The sequence below is a fragment of the Shewanella sp. VB17 genome (assembly GCF_013248905.1).
Classification (GTDB): domain Bacteria; phylum Pseudomonadota; class Gammaproteobacteria; order Enterobacterales; family Shewanellaceae; genus Shewanella.
In genome coordinates this window covers 703,789-716,247 of record NZ_JABRVS010000001.1, presented here as the reverse complement: position 1 = coordinate 716,247, position 12,459 = coordinate 703,789, and the positions used below count along the sequence as shown (strand labels likewise).

Sequence of the window (12,459 nt, the reverse complement as noted above, 5' to 3'; positions counted from 1 at the left end):
TTATCCCGAGTTCAGGTTATCTAACCATTGCTGTGCATACTTAAATAGATGGGATCCTGTGGCAGATTTAGTCAACTCGCCGACAAAATAGCCATTCATATAAATATCGAGAACAGCCATTACCACTCCTCCTTCCATTCTTGGTTAGATATTATGGTTTTTTCATTTCGATTGTCTGCTAGTTCAGTATTTCTGAACCTTGACGTCTAATTCAAGATTCAAAGCAGATAAAATTTTAAATAGCGTGTCTAATTTAGTTGAATCTGGATTCTGTTCAAAAATTGAAACGGTATCCTGACGAATACCGACTTTACTGCCCACTTTGCTTTGCGAAAGCTTCATGTTCAAGCGTGCATCTTTAAGGTACGCACTCAGTTGCTTTGAGTTAGTCATCTTCATTATTTCTTTACCCATAAAATCTATTGCTAAATCTACTTTACACGCTATAGCGTGTAGAAAACCCATAGCAACGACTATTTATTGCTAACAAAGTAAGCAATAGCGCTACAGTGATAAGTAAAATTCAACAACAAACAAGAAACAGTACCGACAACCTAATCAGTTAATGCACCAAATTAAAATATCTGGTTAATACGGACTCTTGCGCCAATAAGCTTTTATACAAGGTAAACTGATTGGCAGCACGCTCTAGATTATGGTTTTCATGATGAATGTGAAAGTAAGCATCACCATTAAGATGATCCGTTAAAAAACGCACTCCGATCATTAAACAAATCACCCGTGCACCCAACCATAAACTCAATTTTTCATCTTCACTAAGCACTGAGTCAAGCTCACTTAAATACCCATGACAAATGGCGGCAAAAATGGGCTCCCGCACATGCACATTATCTAATACCGTAGAATCTTCCTCCTCTGGTGAGGTAAAGGTTCGTACCATGTCGCCAAAGTCATACATTAAATGACCTTTCATACACGTATCGAGATCAATAATAGCTAAGCAACTCATATCCCTTTTGTCATACAGCATATTATTGATTTTAGTATCATTGTGACAGGTTCTTAAAGGCAATCTAGGTGATAATTCTGCCAGCTCCTGCATCAATGACTGTTGTGAAAAAACCCATTCGACCCAAGGACGACAAGCCTCTAACCTTTGCAACTTATCATGCTCTGCAGCTTGCTGAAGTTGAATAATACGATTAGGAAGATGATGAAATTGCGGGATAACATCTTCGAGCTCTGTCGCATCAAGATCCCTCAACGCAAAAGAGAAATGACCAAACGCTTTAGCAGCGGCAAAGGCCTCCTCTTCACACCTGACGACTTCGATGCTATGACTGTGCGCTAGGTACTTGATAGCACGCCAAAATCCATGCTCTCCAAGATCGACTGCAAGTCGTTTATCTTGTGTTAATAAAGGCTCAGCGACACTTAACTGGTATTCATCATTAATCGATTTTTGAGCAAGATGAACGGCAATTTTATGCGAGTTACTCACTAACGCATGCGGTGTTTTGAAGACATTAGTATTGATTTTTTGCAACACTAATTCTCCCATATTCCAACGAACCAAAAAAGTATCGTTAATATGACCATTACCTAAAAAAGACACGCTTGTACCCACAGCTGGAATGTTAAAATGAGGCAAAACTGACTGCCTAATAAAATCAATCACGAGTAATTTCCTTATACTTATTATCTAATCGTTCCGATAGCTGCTGCCTTACCCACGCAGCATCCTGAGCGTAAGTTACCCCAAACCAAGGTTCTTGAGCCGTTTTAACTCGAATTATTTTTTGATTGAGCACATTACCATCAGCTCCCTCAACCATCGCTTGCTGAACAACATCAGGTAAAAAACATTCAGATTTGGGTTCCGTACCCTGAGAGGTAACAAACTGAGTTAACTTAGCTTCAATCGCCAAAAATATATCAGGGGTAAACCCCCAGCACGTCATAGAGACTGGTACTGAAGATGGTAAGACTCCTTCCTTGCCATTAAAACTGCCAATTAGCCCCAACTCATCCTGACGTATATTCGTCCACTCAGTCACGTGTAACAGTCGTTCATTTTCAACCAAACAAACTCCCCGGTTAACACCGCCATGATCAGAGAGGGTCAAAGACAAGGGATACGCGACCAGCATCCAATCCAATTCTGACTCACTTAAACCAGCCACCAGTAACTCAAAAGCGGTGTCACCATAATAATCATCAGCGTTAATGACTGCCATGTTACCGTTTACTTTATCGCGTGCGCACCAGAGTGCATGAGCTGTTCCCCAAGGTTTCACTCTATGGCTAACATCGATGCAGGCTTCCAACGCGGCAACAGGAAGATCATCCATCGCCTGATAACAGTATTGATACCTAAAATTAGTTGGCAACTTGTCCTTTAAGCGGGTCAAAAAAATAGTTTCCAAAGCTTGCTCAAGCTCTGGCCTAATAATTAACACCACGGAGAGGAATCCTGCGCGACTGGCAGAGAGTATGGACAACTCAAGCATGGTTTCGCCATTGGGACCAAAAGCTGCCAGCTGCTTATCACCACCAAAACGGTTGCCTAAACCCGCAGCCATAATAACTAAAGTTAATGCTTCATTTTTGCTATTCACAATCATTCAATAGTAGAGTTTGGTTGTTGTGCATGTCAGTCAAAAAGACTGCCATTTACATTAAACCAAGCATTCTAAAGGGAAAATAACATTTTCTCCAGCTATAAATAGCGTGTAAACGCTTCACTTTTGGCTAATACAGACTGACTACCTTTCAAGCTAAAATCATAGCCACAAACGTTAACACTTCCTCTACGGGCAATGTTGGTAATAATCTCTTGAGTATCAAGCGGCGTAAACCGTGTTTCGATGCTGGCATCTGACATCAACTCAACCAGTATTGGACGATACTGACTGCCATTATCAAATACTAAATGTGCGCAACCTTTATCACCTTTTCCAGTCGCTAATGACCAAATAACACCTGGCTCACCAGAGTCTCCCAGCCAACTCATGATAAGCACCTCCTCTTCCAGTAAAAGCTTAAAGCCACCCGCCAATTTAACCTCATCACGATCATAATCACCTTGAGGCCTAGATCCTGTCAATGGTTGCTCCACATCATGGTTATCTACCGACGGTGCAAAAATAGACCAAATACTGCTCAGCACCATCAAGCATAAAATACCGCCAATCACACTGAATAATAATCTCTGATTTTGTTTAGCCCATATCACCCAAAGGTCAAAGGTTACTCCTCCTTCTTCCTGTCTCTGAATGAATTCAACTTGTTGCCCCCTCAACGGAATGTGCTCTTTGTTATCAGTTAGCTGCTCTTCAACCACTGTAACAGCAGGACCATCAAACGTGGGTTCAATTCTGGAACAACACCTCACCTTTGTTGATGAAAGCACTGGCCCTGCATAACCCTGATGATACATTTCTTTACTGGATGTCGATTGCTCAATAGCCAGAAAAAAAGTCAACAAGCTCGCAATAACAACACAAGTTAACGACGCCATGGCACTAGTGCTATAGGCTAAAGATAAGGAAAAGAGCATAAAAGGAAATAATGTTAAGCCCACAAATCGATGTCGGCGCTCACTATCATGTAACCGCCTTAATGTGCTCAAACCAAGCACTGGAGCAAGTAACAAAGCCAGTAACACTATTGTCCCGCCAGCCCCCATGACGACAAATCCCAATAACAAAACCAAATAAAGCAAGCCGCTTATAATTGAGAACCTCAACCAATTATCACGCCCTTTTATACAAAAAAGAGATTTATACTGCATTAAATTCAATACCTAAGAGTTAGTTCGTACAGAAAGCATTAAAATAAAGGGAGATGACCTTGCAATATTGGGCCTCTCTTTACATAACCTTTGGCTAAAAGGTGAGTTTCAGCAAATCACAGACTAACCAATTTAGCTGCTAAAGTCAGCGCCAACAAGACAACTTTCCCTTTCAGCAATAATAAAGCCCATCTTATGTTACCTAGGTAACAAAAATAGCACCGCTTATACTAGCGCCAGAGGGCGGCAGACTTGTATAATAATAAAATCAGCCTCATGACGAGGTTATCGGCTCTTTTCGTTTCAGCTTTTGGATACTAGGCTAATGACCGTACGCGGAAATTTATTTATTGTATCTGCGCCAAGTGGCGCAGGTAAATCTTCACTCATTTCTGGCTTACTGCAAGGCCAGCCAACCGATAAGCAAGTATCGGTTTCACATACGACCCGCAAGCCACGTCAGGGTGAAATTAATGGCCAACATTATCACTTCGTTACAACTGAAGAGTTTACCGCGTTAATTGCCGATAATGCTTTTTTCGAGTGGGCAGAAGTATTCGGTAATTACTATGGCACCTCTCGCAGAGTCATCGAGCAAACCTTACATAAAGGCATTGATGTGTTCCTCGATATCGACTGGCAAGGCGCTCAGCAAGTCAAACAAATGATGCCTGACGCTATCGGGATATTTATTTTACCTCCTTCGAAACAAGAACTTGAAAAACGCCTAACGGGTCGAGGCCAAGACAGCCAAGAAGTGATAGCTGGGCGCATGGCTCAAGCGACATCAGAAATGTCTCATTATCGAGAATATGATTTCATTATTATCAATGATGAATTTGATAAGGCACTAACTGATTTCACCACTATCATTAACAGTCAACGCTTAACTTGCGCTAGCCAAATTCATACTCAAAATGGTATGCTTAGAGATCTATTGGCAGAAGAACTGTCTTAGTGTACAATTTTGCGTCAATTTTTCATCTTAACACTGGAGTTCCATACATGGCTCGCGTAACTGTAGAAGACGCCGTAAACAAAATCGGCAACCGTTTTGATATGATCCTGGTTGCAGCGCGTCGTGCTCGCCAAATCGCCGTGCAGGGTAAAGACCCTATGGTTGACGAAGAGAACGACAAGCCAACGGTTATCGCTTTACGCGAAATCGAACTTGGTTTAGTCACCACTGAAACTCTGGACGCCGACGAGCGACAGACTGTTCGTGAACGCGAAGCCGCTGAAATCGCTGCCGTTGCTGCGATTGCTGAAGGGCGTAACAGCTTTATATAAGGAGTACAACCACTTGTATCTGTTTGAAGGTCTTAAGGAGTCTGCATCGGGGTATTTAGAACCCGAGCAAGTAGAATTACTCAAGCAGGCCTATCAGGTCGCGCGTGATGCCCATGAAGGTCAAATGCGCACAAGTGGGGAACCCTATATCACACACCCAGTTGCGGTCGCTCGTATACTGGCAGATATGCGTCTCGATCACGAGACGCTTATGGCTGCACTCCTACATGACACCATTGAAGACACCCCTGTCACCAAAGACGAACTCGCAGAATTATTCAGTGAATCTATCGCTGAATTAGTCGAAGGTGTCTCAAAATTAGATAAACTAAAATTTCGCGATAAAAAAGAAGCGCAAGCAGAAAACTTTCGTAAAATGATGATGGCAATGACTCAGGATATTCGAGTGATCCTCATCAAATTAGCTGACCGTACCCATAATATGCGTACTCTTGGGGCCTTAAGACCTGATAAACGTCGACGTATTGCACGTGAAACTCTCGAAATTTATGCTCCTATCGCTAATCGTCTTGGTATTCATAATATTAAGATTGAGCTGGAAGATCTAGGTTTCCAGGCTTACTACCCAATGCGCTATCGAGTGCTAAAAGAAGTCGTCAAAGCTGCCCGAGGCAATCGTAAAGAACTCATACAAAGTATCGAAGCGGCGATCAGTACTCGCCTCGAAGACACTAAGATTATCGGCACCGTAAAGGGGCGGGAGAAAAACCTCTACTCAATTTATAACAAGATGTGCAGTAAAGAACTTCAGTTCCAAGAAGTCATGGACATCTACGCTTTCCGGGTGATTGTTGACTCCATTGATACCTGTTATCGCGTCATGGGGGCGATGCATGGTTTATATAAACCGCGCCCTGGACGCTTTAAAGATTACATTGCCATCCCTAAAGCCAACGGCTATCAATCATTACATACCTCACTGTTTGGACCCCATGGTGTCCCTGTTGAAATTCAAATCCGTACTGAAGACATGGATCAAATGGCTGATAAAGGTGTAGCGGCTCATTGGATATATAAGAAAGGCGGTGCCGCAGAGCAAGGAACAACCACACAAGTTCGTGCTCGTAAGTGGATGCAAAGCTTGCTTGAATTACAACAAAGTGCCAGTACTTCATTTGAGTTTGTTGAAAACTTTAAAACTGAGCTCTTCCCTGAAGAAATTTACGTCTTTACCCCTGAAGGTCGTATCTTAGAACTTCCGCTCGGTGCCACTCCTGTCGATTTCGCTTATGAAGTGCATACCGATGTGGGTAACACCTGCGTCGGTGCCCGCGTGAATCGTCAAGCTTACCCACTCAGTCAACCCTTAATTTCAGGGCAAACAGTCGAAATCATCACAGCAAAAGGGGCTCATCCGAATGCTGCTTGGTTGAATTTTGTTGTAACGGGTAAAGCACGTGCCAAGATACGTCAACTGCTCAAAAGCCTAAAAGAAGACGATGCCGTTATCTTAGGTAAGCGTTTACTTAATCATGCATTGGGTGAAACCAAACTCGACATGATTGCACCAGAAAAAATTGACAAAATAGTCCAAGACACAAAACATGACACTCTAGATGCACTCCTAGCCGATATTGGCCTTGGCAATGCCATGAGTATTGTGATCGCTCAGCGCCTTAAAGGTAATCAAGACCAAATAGAGCTCCATGAGCATAAAGAATCCAACATGATGCCAATCCGTGGCGCAGAAGGAATGCTAGTCACATTCGCAAACTGTTGTCGTCCTATCCCGGGAGATGCCGTTATTGCTCATGTGAGCCCTGGTAAGGGGCTAGTGGTTCATATGGAAAGCTGTGCAAATATCCGTGGCTATCAAGGTGAACCAAATAAGTATATTCCAGTGCAATGGGATAATGCCGAAGGGGTTACGTTCCAAGCAAATTTACGCGTAGAAATAGTGAATCATCAAGGTGCATTGGCAAAAATTACTTCCATCGTAGCTGGTGAAGGTGCGAATATTCATAACCTGAGTACAGAAGAACGTGACGGCAGAGTTTTCTTGATCAATTTACGAATTTCGGTCACTGATCGTATTCATTTAGCCAACGTGATGCGTCGTATCAGGGTATTACCTGAAGTATTGCGTACATCACGAAATCGATAATTAGATATTACAAATAAAAAGAGAGCGTTATGGCGAATAAAAGCATCATAGTAACCGATAAAGCACCACAAGCGATCGGCACTTATTCTCAAGCTGTTAAAGTGGGCAGTACTGTTTATCTTTCAGGTCAGATCCCACTTAATCCAGAGAGTATGCAAATCGTTAGCACTGACTTTGATGCGCAAGTGATTCAAGTTTTTGATAACTTAACCGCTGTTTGCCATGCCGCTGGTGGTTCACTTAATGATATTGTTAAGCTCAATATTTATATGACAGATCTCAGTCACTTCGCTACCGTCAATGAAATAATGGAACGTTATTTTACTCAACCTTACCCAGCGCGCGCAGCGATCGGGGTTAAGCAACTACCAAAAGACTCTTTAGTTGAGATGGATGGAATAATGGCGCTTTAACCCAAACCACCTCAAGATGCAGCCATCCTATGGCGCGCTAAAGCGAGCATCTTGACATGGCTTGAGTATGCACACCAAAAGGGCGCTAAAGCGCCCTTTTGTTATTTTACTGATTGGTATAATACATGAGTCCAGAACGCTTTGCACGCATCAACGAGATGCTAGATAACCGTCAACCTGATTTAACACTCTGTCTTGATAAAGTCCATAAGACAAATAATATCGCTGCCGTTATCCGCACTGCAGATGCGGTTGGGATCCATCAAATTCATGCTGTATGGCCTGATATTGAAATGCGAGTGTCCGGTAATACTGCATCAGGCAGTCAACAGTGGGTGAACACCATCAAACATTATCATATGGATGATGCACAGCAAGCATTTCACGCTCAAGGCATGCAAATCCTCGCCACCACCTTTTCAGCCACAGCCGTCGACTTTCGCGATATTGATTATACGCGACCAACCGCGATTATATTAGGTAATGAACATGACGGTGTTAGCCAAGAAGGCATTGCGGCGGCGGATCAACATATTATTATTCCTATGATAGGAATGGTGCAATCGCTCAATGTTTCCGTCGCCTCTGCACTAATTATGTATGAAGCTCAGAGACAGCGACACGCAGCGAATATGTATGGCACTCGTCTACTAGATGACACTTATTGCCAAAAAATGTTATTTGAACAGGGGCATCCTATTTACGCTAAAGCTTGCCGCCGTAAAAACCTGCCTTACCCTCAAATAGATCATGCAGGACAAATTTTAGCTGATGCCAACTGGTGGGCCAATATGCGATCCGCAGAATACCACCCTATCGATACATAACAAATTTGTTATATTTGTCATAGATGATTTTTTTCGTCATACTCGAAACACCTAATTAATTGTTTGATAATAAAATACTAACAATTTTACCCATAAAGAGTAATGAATTTAATCATGGAGTCGCTGATGGAATCGACAATCAAAACCCCTGTAGAAATGCTATCCCATTGGGTCGAAAAGCAGGGAGATCACACCTATCTTAGGCAGCCCATCAACGGTCAATATCAAGATTTTAGCTGGCGTGAAGTTCAGCAGCAAATGCAAAAAATAGCTGGGGCATTACGGCATTTAGGTTTTGAACCAGGCGACAAAATTGCCATGCTTTCAAAAAACTGTGCCGAATGGTTTATTACCGATCTTGCACTCATGCATGGCGGCTATATCAGCGTACCAATCTACCCAACAGCCAATGCTGATACCATTCGCTACGTACTAGAGCACAGCGAAGTAAAAGCCATTATTATTGGTAAGTTAGATTACTGGGCAGATCAAGAAGCTGGAGTGGGAGGCGATATTCTCAGAATGGCAATGCCATACGACACCATGCCTGCTCAGTACTCGTGGCAACAGTTACTTAAACTCGGCCAACCACTTATCGATGCCCCTTTCGCCAGTCCTGAGCAGCTGATGAGCTTAATCTACACTTCAGGCTCAACAGGTAAGCCTAAAGGGGCGATGCAAACATTTGCCAGCTATGGCTGGACATGTCAGGCAGTTGTCCGAGATCTTAAAACGGATAGTGAAGATAGACTTATCTCCTACCTGCCCCTTGCTCATATTACAGAACGTGTCGCCATTGAAGGTTCCTCTTTCTATTCGGGGAGTAGTGTCGCTTTTGTAGAAAGCTTAGACAGTTTTGTTAGTGATGTTCAACGCGCTCGTCCAACGGTATTCTTTTCAGTACCACGTCTTTGGAGTCTATTCCAGAAAAACATTATCGATAAAGTGGGTTACGACAAGCTTAATTTCTTACTTAAATTACCGATCATCAGCGGCATCGTTAAAAAGAAGATCCATGCCGGACTAGGACTTGAACACTGCCACTTATTAGGCTCAGGATCAGCGCCTATTCCCCCCTCATTGATCACCTGGTATCACAAGATAGGTCTGAATATCAGTGAAGCGTGGGGAATGACAGAAAATAGTGCCTACTCCATCATTAACTACCCATTCGATGCTAATAAAATCGGTACCGTGGGACGGGCTGTCGAAGGCTGCTTAATCAAACAAGACAAGAGCGGTGAGTTACTCGTTAAAAGTCCAGGTTTAATGACTGGTTACTATAAACAAGAGGAAATGAGCCTAGCTTCATTTGATGAGGATGGCTATTTTAAAACTGGCGATCTCTGCTCAATCGATACTGATGGCAGTGTCTCTATCACTGGACGGGTTAAAGATAACTTCAAAACCTCCAAGGGAAAATACGTTGCACCAGTCCCTATCGAGCGTAAACTAGCCCAAGATCCTCATATTGAGCTTATCTGCGTCATAGGCTCTGGTTTGCCTCATCCTATTGCGTTAGTTCAGTTATCAGAGGGAGCAAAGCTGCAGCCTAAAGAGGAAGTTCGCTGCTCTCTTAAAGCGACACTCAATAGTATTAATCCCAATCTTGAATCCCATGAAACTGTCGACGCCATCATCGTCGCTTCAGAGGCTTGGGATGTCGATAACGATATACTCACCCCAACACTGAAGATAAAGCGCCATGTTTTAGAGAAAAAATTTATCGATAAAATCGATGGTATTCGCGGGGGTAAAATTCTCTGGGAAGAGGAGATAGACTGACAACGGGTTCAGCCTCAGATTGATTTAATACCAAATGCATTAAGTAATTGTCCATTCAGCGGGAATTCAACGCCATGAAGGCAAGGGCTGTATTTGCTCTTGCAATACAGACATTCGCCACATCCATGTGCCTTGAATTGAAAAATTTGAGAGCCTCTGAATTGATCATATATTTAATGCAATTGGTATAATAGGAACATCACGCCAAATGACATGGCGCAGTATCATTACACAAGCCTAAAGTACCTGCATTACATCTTGTAATGATAAACGTGATTTAGGTAAACTTGCATTATAATCATCTTCAGGATGATGATAACCAATGGCTAATCCCACTTCACAGACAAACCCATTTAGCTCATTCTTGAAAATCTCACCAACTAAATCACTGTCTATCCCTTCCATCGGGGTAGAATCAATGCCTAATCGAGCCAAAACGTGTAACGTATTGCCTAAGGCTAAATAAGTTTGTGACTTAGTCCATGAAGCGTTGTTACCCGTGTCGTCAGTATTAGATTCAACAAAGGCAAAAGCACCAAAAGCTTGCTCTCTTTTTTCAAGCTGAGTGCGTCCATCGGCAATGCCTTTATCGACAACTTTGGCATAATCCTCTCGCGTATAACTTGGGTTATGCGAAAATAAAATAACATGAGAAGCGGCTTTAATGTGTTGTTGATTAAATTGATATTTGTATGCAAATGCTTCATGCATACGCTGCTTTGCCTCATCACTCTCAATCACGATAAATTTCCATGGTTGAGAGTTGATTGACGATGCAGACAGACGCATTGCTTCATAAATAATATCAAGCTCAGATTGAGGAATGCGTCTTGATGCATCGTATTTTTTAGCGGTGTGGCGCAGGGTAAGATCTTCAATAATCGAGTGAGTCATCTTCATCGTTCCTTTAATCAGTATCAGTATTTAACTTAAGCATCAAGTTCGGCTTCAATATCAGCCGATTTTACCCAATTGGGCTGCTGACTTAATAATGCACCGTATCGTTCGATATGAGGGTACAAGCCTAATTCGCCATTGTTTTGCACTATTTCCACAATAAACGACATCATGATGTCCGCACCACTTAGCTTGCCACCGACTAAATAGGTTTTACCTTCGAGCATATCATTGAAATAACTCAGCACCTTTTGCACTTCCCCCTTGGCATAGCCTTCAAGGAATGGCGTCTTACTGCCATCTTTTGCAACCAACATACGTAACAATAAAGGCAATATTGCCGAGCTCTCGGCGAAGTGGATCCATTGCAAGTAATTGATGTGATCTTGACTGTTTCGAGCTGGTGCTAACCTATCAGCCGCAAAACGCTCGATAAGATACTCGGTGATGGCACCGGACTCGGCGATAACCTGACCATCAAACTCAATAACAGGAGACTTACCTAGAGCATGGATCTTCTTCAACTCAGGCGGCGCTAAAAATGTCTGACTGTCACGTTGATAGCTTTTAATCTCATAAGCCTCACCCAACTCTTCGAGTAACCAGATAATACGCTTAGAACGCGACTTATTAAGATGGTGTAAAGTGATCATAATGCTCTTTTCCTTATTGGCTAAATTGGGCCATCATGCCGTGTGCTACCGCATCCGATGATGCAGGGTTTTGACCTGTGACCAAGTGGCCATCGGTGACAACAAAACTTGCCCAGTCATCGCCTTTCACATAAATGCCACCATTTTGTTGCAGCATATCTTCCACTAAAAAAGGCACAATAGCAGTCAACTGCACCGCCTCTTCTTCTGAGTTACTAAACCCAGTCACTTGCCTACCGCTGACTAACGACTTGCCATCAGCTCCTTTAGGATGCAGTAGCGCTGCAGGGGCATGACACACTAGCCCTAGCACTTTTCCAGACTGGTGGAAGGCTTCAATCAGTCCGATGGAATCTTCATCTTCAGCCAAATCCCATAAGGGGCCGTGGCCACCAGGATAAAACACCGCGTCATAATCGTCGGCATTGATGCTATTTAGTATTTGAGTATTAGCCAATAGCGCCTGAGAGCTTAAGTCTGTGGCAAATCTATCGGTCGCCGCCGTTTGAAAATCAGCCTCATTACTCTTAGGATCAAGAGGCGGCTGACCACCTAATGGTGAAGCCAATGTTATTGTGTGGCCCTTATCTTTAAAGGCATAGAAGGGCGCGGCAAACTCTTCTAACCAAAAGCCAGTCTTAAGGCCAGTATCGCCAAGTTTATCGTGGGAAGTCAGTACAATAAGAACGTTCATTTTAGATCCTTAATAGTCAAA

Annotated in this window: 13 protein-coding genes and 1 pseudogene; 6 read left to right on the top strand and 8 right to left on the bottom strand. The window is 42.9% G+C overall.

Going from position 1 to position 12,459, the window contains the following annotated elements; translation table 11 throughout:
- The 5 genes and pseudogenes from HQQ94_RS23045 to HQQ94_RS03025 form a co-directional block, all read right to left on the bottom strand.
- Positions 1–120 carry a HipA N-terminal domain-containing protein gene (locus HQQ94_RS23045; protein ID WP_375335690.1) on the bottom strand — a complete coding sequence of 40 codons (120 nt, stop codon included), beginning with the start codon at positions 118–120 and terminating at the stop codon, positions 1–3.
- Positions 120–399 (bottom strand): annotated as a pseudogene (locus HQQ94_RS03040) (helix-turn-helix domain-containing protein). The gene HQQ94_RS23045 and the pseudogene HQQ94_RS03040 overlap by 1 nt, the downstream one beginning before the upstream one ends.
- A 163-nt stretch (positions 400–562) precedes the next feature.
- Positions 563–1,639 carry an aminoglycoside phosphotransferase family protein gene (locus tag HQQ94_RS03035; RefSeq protein ID WP_173293030.1) on the bottom strand — a complete coding sequence of 359 codons (1,077 nt, stop codon included), beginning with the start codon at positions 1,637–1,639 and terminating at the stop codon, positions 563–565.
- Positions 1,632–2,585, bottom strand: a complete 954-nt coding sequence (locus tag HQQ94_RS03030) for an NTP transferase domain-containing protein (RefSeq protein WP_173293029.1) — start codon at positions 2,583–2,585, stop codon at positions 1,632–1,634. The genes HQQ94_RS03035 and HQQ94_RS03030 overlap by 8 nt, the downstream gene beginning before the upstream one ends.
- Positions 2,586–2,680: 95 nt before the next feature.
- Positions 2,681–3,754 carry a DUF805 domain-containing protein gene (locus HQQ94_RS03025; protein ID WP_173293028.1) on the bottom strand — a complete coding sequence of 358 codons (1,074 nt, stop codon included), beginning with the start codon at positions 3,752–3,754 and terminating at the stop codon, positions 2,681–2,683.
- Between the two features lie 325 nt (positions 3,755–4,079).
- On the opposite strand from HQQ94_RS03025, the gene gmk reads away from it, so the two are divergent.
- The 6 genes from gmk (at position 4,080) to HQQ94_RS02995 (ending at position 10,194) form a co-directional block, all read left to right on the top strand.
- Complete coding sequence (gmk, locus tag HQQ94_RS03020; RefSeq protein ID WP_173293027.1) at positions 4,080–4,712, top strand: guanylate kinase; 633 nt, start codon at positions 4,080–4,082, stop codon at positions 4,710–4,712.
- A 47-nt stretch (positions 4,713–4,759) separates the two neighbouring features.
- Positions 4,760–5,044 carry a DNA-directed RNA polymerase subunit omega gene (rpoZ, locus tag HQQ94_RS03015; RefSeq protein ID WP_173293026.1) on the top strand — a complete coding sequence of 95 codons (285 nt, stop codon included), beginning with the start codon at positions 4,760–4,762 and terminating at the stop codon, positions 5,042–5,044.
- A 13-nt stretch (positions 5,045–5,057) separates the two neighbouring features.
- On the top strand, positions 5,058–7,169 hold the full coding sequence (gene spoT / locus HQQ94_RS03010) for a bifunctional GTP diphosphokinase/guanosine-3',5'-bis pyrophosphate 3'-pyrophosphohydrolase (RefSeq protein ID WP_173293025.1): 2,112 nt from the start codon (positions 5,058–5,060) through the stop codon (positions 7,167–7,169).
- 29 nt (positions 7,170–7,198) lie between these two features.
- Entirely contained in the window at positions 7,199–7,582 is a 384-nt protein-coding gene (locus HQQ94_RS03005; RefSeq protein ID WP_173293024.1) for a RidA family protein, read from the top strand.
- A 125-nt stretch (positions 7,583–7,707) separates the two neighbouring features.
- On the top strand, positions 7,708–8,409 hold the full coding sequence (gene trmH, locus HQQ94_RS03000) for a tRNA (guanosine(18)-2'-O)-methyltransferase TrmH (protein ID WP_173293023.1): 702 nt from the start codon (positions 7,708–7,710) through the stop codon (positions 8,407–8,409).
- Positions 8,410–8,535: 126 nt separating this feature from the next.
- The gene (locus tag HQQ94_RS02995) at positions 8,536–10,194 is read left to right on the top strand and encodes an AMP-binding protein (RefSeq protein WP_173293022.1); all 1,659 of its coding nucleotides are present in this window, start codon (positions 8,536–8,538) and stop codon (positions 10,192–10,194) included.
- Positions 10,195–10,431: 237 nt separating this feature from the next.
- Here HQQ94_RS02995 and HQQ94_RS02990 read toward each other — a convergent pair whose 3' ends face one another.
- From HQQ94_RS02990 to HQQ94_RS02980, 3 genes are read right to left on the bottom strand one after another with little or no spacing between them, the layout of a single operon-like run.
- Positions 10,432–11,088, bottom strand: a complete 657-nt coding sequence (locus HQQ94_RS02990; protein ID WP_173293021.1) for a nitroreductase family protein — start codon at positions 11,086–11,088, stop codon at positions 10,432–10,434.
- 35 nt (positions 11,089–11,123) lie between these two features.
- Positions 11,124–11,744 (bottom strand): glutathione S-transferase family protein, encoded by a 621-nt coding sequence (locus tag HQQ94_RS02985; protein ID WP_173293020.1) that lies wholly within the window; start codon positions 11,742–11,744, stop codon positions 11,124–11,126.
- Between the two features lie 13 nt (positions 11,745–11,757).
- Positions 11,758–12,438 carry a type 1 glutamine amidotransferase domain-containing protein gene (locus tag HQQ94_RS02980; protein ID WP_173293019.1) on the bottom strand — a complete coding sequence of 227 codons (681 nt, stop codon included), beginning with the start codon at positions 12,436–12,438 and terminating at the stop codon, positions 11,758–11,760.
- Positions 12,439–12,459 lie beyond the last annotated feature (21 nt).